Here is a 3,453-nt window from a genome sequence, read left to right on the forward strand (position 1 = left end):
TCTCCGGCCGGGCCGTAGCGCTCGCCGAAGGCGAGGCGGATGATCCCGGGGCCGAGCCACAGGGCCAGGGCCGTGCCCGAGGCGGCCAGCAGGCACATGGCGGCCATCTGGCGACGGAAGCTGGAGCGCAAGGCTGCCGCGTCGCCCAGGCTGGTGCGCAGGGTGCGGAAGAAGATGTGGGAGAGCGGCGAGGAGAAGAGCACGGCGGCCTCCACCAGACGGTAGGCGGCGGCGTACTGGCCCACCTCGGCGGGGTCGGCGGTGAGCTGGGTGAGCAGGATGATGTCGGACTTGAAGTAGATGGTGGTGGCCGCGCTGATGAGCAGGAAGGCCCCGCAGCTGCGGTAGAGCGCGGGCTCGATGCGCGTGGCCGGGAGGAGGCGCACGGGGGCGGCCATGGGCAGGGACAGGGCCAGGAGCTGTCCCGCCAGGTAGCCCCCGAAGAGGGCGGCCGCGCCAGCGCCGGGCACGAGGAGCGCCAGGCCCAGGGCGACGGCCGTGGCCGTGCGCACGGTCATGCGCCAGCGGGCCTCGGCCACGAAGGCCCCGGAACCCTTCATGGCGGCCGAGAGGTAGCTTCCGGCGCTGAAGAGCGCGTAGTAGAGCACGGCCAGTGCCAGAGCCGCCTTGTGCTCCAGGGGAGCGAGCCAGAGGAGGGCGAGTCCGGCCAGGGTGGTGAGCGCGCAGTGGGCCAGGGCCTGGCGGAGGAGCGGGGGGCCTGGCGTGAGGTGTTCCGAGGGGTGGGCCGTCTCGCGGAAGATCAGGGTGGAGAATCCGCCGTCCTGGAGGATGGCGAAGAGCGAGGCCAGGGTGAGGATGTAGGAGTACACCCCGAAGGCTTCGGGGCCGAGCACGCGGCCCAGCACGAAGGAGAGCAGGGTGGCCAGCACGGCGCAGTAGGCCGTGGCCGACCACTGCCCGGCCAGGGCCTGGACGAAGCGGCGTGCAGCGCTCACGGGGCGCTCCCCGCGCCCGCGAGCAGAGCCCGCACCGCGCCGGGCAGGTCCCGGGCCAGGATGGTGGGCTGTTCCGGTGCGGGTGCGTCCAGGCGGGTCCAGTCCGCCACCTCTTCGGGCAGGCCCAGGCTTGCGGCGAAGCGCCTGCCGTGGCCGGTGAGCACCAGCACGGACTCCGCGAAGCCGCAGGAGCGACCGAAGGCCACGTCGGAGGCGTTGTCGCCGATCATGGCGGTCTCGGCCGGGTCCAGGGCGTGCGCAGCGCGCAGTTCCTGCCAGAGGCCGGGCTCGGGCTTGCGGCAGGCGCAGCCCTCGCCGGGGGCGTGGGGGCAGAAGGCCGTGCCCTGGAGGCGCACGCCGTGGGGGGCCAGAAGCTGCTCCAGGCGGCGCTGCACGGCCCGGAAGTCTTCCACGCGGTAGTAGCCCCGGCCGATGCCGGACTGGTTGGTGACCACGAAGAGGCGCACCCCGGCGCTCTGGAGCGCGGCCAGGGCCTCGCCCGCGCCGGGGACCAGTTCCACCTGGGCCGGGTCGTGCAGGTAGTGCTTTTCCACGATGATGGTGCCGTCGCGGTCGATGAGGGCGTTGCGGATGGGTTTCATTGCCCGCGAGGGATAGCCCAAGGCGGGCGGGGGTTCAAGCGATGATCCCGCCTGCCAGGGCGCGGCCGCTGCCGTCGAAGAGCGCGGCCACCTGGCCGGGGGTGGGGCGTTCCACGGGTTCCAGGAAGTGCAGCAGGAGCCCTCCGCCGCCGTCGGGGACGGCCCGGGCGGGCCTGGGCCGCTGGCGGTAGCAGGTCTGGGCCAGGACTTCCCCGGGCCACCCGGAGGGGTCGGCCAGGGCGTTGACCTGGCGCACGCGGCATTCCAGCGCGGCCAGGGCGGCCTTGGGGCCGACCACCAGGGCGTTGTCCCCGGCGCGCTTGGCCAGTACGTGGAGGGGGAAGCCCCAGGCCACGCCGATGCCCTTGCGCTGGCCCACGGTGTAACGCCAGAGGCCCTGGTGGCGGCCGATCTCCCGGCCGTCCTCCAAAACGATGGGGCCGGGGCCGGGCAGGGGCGCGCCCAGGGACTGGAGAAACGCGCGGTAGTCGTCGTCCGGGACGAAGCAGACCTCCTGGCTCTCCGAAGGCAGGGGCGGGGCCAGGCCGCGCCGGGCCAGTTCGGCGGGCACGCGGGCCTTGGTCCAGTCGCCCAGGGGGAAGTGGGCCAGGTCCAGGTTCCGGCGGTGAACCAACGTGAGGAAATAGCTCTGGTCCTTGGCGGGATCTGCCCCGCGCAGGAGGGCCTGGCCGCCCTCGGGGACCCTGACCAGGCGGGCGTAGTGGCCGGTGGCGATGCGCCCGGCCCCGAGCGCCCGGGCGGCATCGAAGAGCAGGCCGAACTTCATGTCGCGGTTGCAGGCCGCACAGGGATTGGGCGTGAGGCCCGAGGCGTAGGCGTCGGCGAAGGGGTCCACCACGCGCTGGCGGAATTCCCGCGAGAGGTCCAGGGCGTGGAAGGGCACGCCCAGACCTCCGCAGAGGTCATCCAGGGCGCGGGCCAGCTCCCGGGCGCGGCGGTCCGGGGGGAGGAAGTGGGCGTGCACGGCCAGAACCTCGCGTCCGGCGTCGCGGGCAAGGGCCAGGGCGAGGAGGCTGTCCATGCCGCCGGAGAGCGCGACGGCCAGTGTCATGGTGCGTGGGGTCCGTGGGGCGTTCAACCGCCGCGCGCATCCTGCCGCAGAAGGGCCTCCACGTCCACCGGCACGTTCTGCCAGGGCATGAGGAAGCGCTCGGCGTAGCGCACGTGGAGCCCGGAGCGCAGGAACACCTCGAAAAGGTCCGGGTCGATGTGGCGGTCGTCGCGCATGCGGCGCATGATGCCCAGGGCCTCGGCCAGGGTCTTGGCCTTCTTGTAGGGCCTGTCGGAGGCGGTGAGGGCCTCGAAGATGTCGGCCACGGCCACGATGCGGGCCTCGATGGAGAGGCGGTCCGCGTCGAGGCGGAAGGGATAGCCCCGGCCGTCGAGGGTTTCGTGGTGGCCTCCGGCGATCTCGGGCACGCGCTTGAGGGCGGGCGGGAAGGGGATCTGGCTCAGGATGGCCAGGGTCTGGATGATGTGTTCGTTGATCTTGAAGCGGTCCTCGGGCGTGAGGGTCCCACGGGCCACGCAGAGGTTGTGCAGCTCGCCCAGGTTGTAGAGCAGTTCGGGGACCTCCATGGCCACGGGCAGCTCGTCGGGCCAGAGCTGGGCCCGCGTGCGCGCGATGCGCTGCTCGGGCCTGTCGGAAAGGAGGGGCTCCTGGGCGGGCAGGGGGGCTTCGGGGGACGGCAGGCGGTCCAGCTCGGCCTGGGAGAGCCCCGGGCGGTCGCTGAAGTGGCGCGCCCAGGTGCGCGAGGCGATGCCGCGCAGGCGCTCCACGCGCTCGGGCGACATGAACTCGCCGCCGATGTTGCACTCGCCCACGAAGGCGAAGTCCTCCCGCAGGGAATCCAGGCGCTCCCGCAGGCGCTCCT

Annotated in this window: 4 protein-coding genes; all 4 read right to left on the reverse strand. The window is 73.1% G+C overall.

All coding sequences use genetic code 11. From position 1 onward, the window contains the following. Positions 1-956: oligosaccharide flippase family protein (locus ACV4UX_RS17925; protein WP_491594644.1), on the reverse strand; the 956-nt coding region annotated here is incomplete at its 3' end. Then, a complete protein-coding gene (locus tag ACV4UX_RS17930; RefSeq protein ID WP_491594645.1) occupies positions 953-1,558 on the reverse strand; it encodes a D-glycero-alpha-D-manno-heptose-1,7-bisphosphate 7-phosphatase in 606 nt (201 codons plus the stop codon). The genes ACV4UX_RS17930 and ACV4UX_RS17925, both read right to left, overlap by 4 nt. A 34-nt stretch (positions 1,559-1,592) precedes the next feature. Next, the gene (gene mnmA, locus ACV4UX_RS17935) at positions 1,593-2,630 is read right to left on the reverse strand and encodes a tRNA 2-thiouridine(34) synthase MnmA (protein ID WP_491594646.1); all 1,038 of its coding nucleotides are present in this window, start codon (positions 2,628-2,630) and stop codon (positions 1,593-1,595) included. 23 nt (positions 2,631-2,653) lie between these two features. Next, positions 2,654-3,453 (reverse strand): HD-GYP domain-containing protein (locus tag ACV4UX_RS17940; protein WP_491594647.1); only part of this gene is annotated, 800 nt, incomplete at its 5' end.

This window comes from Fundidesulfovibrio sp., from assembly GCF_058402725.1.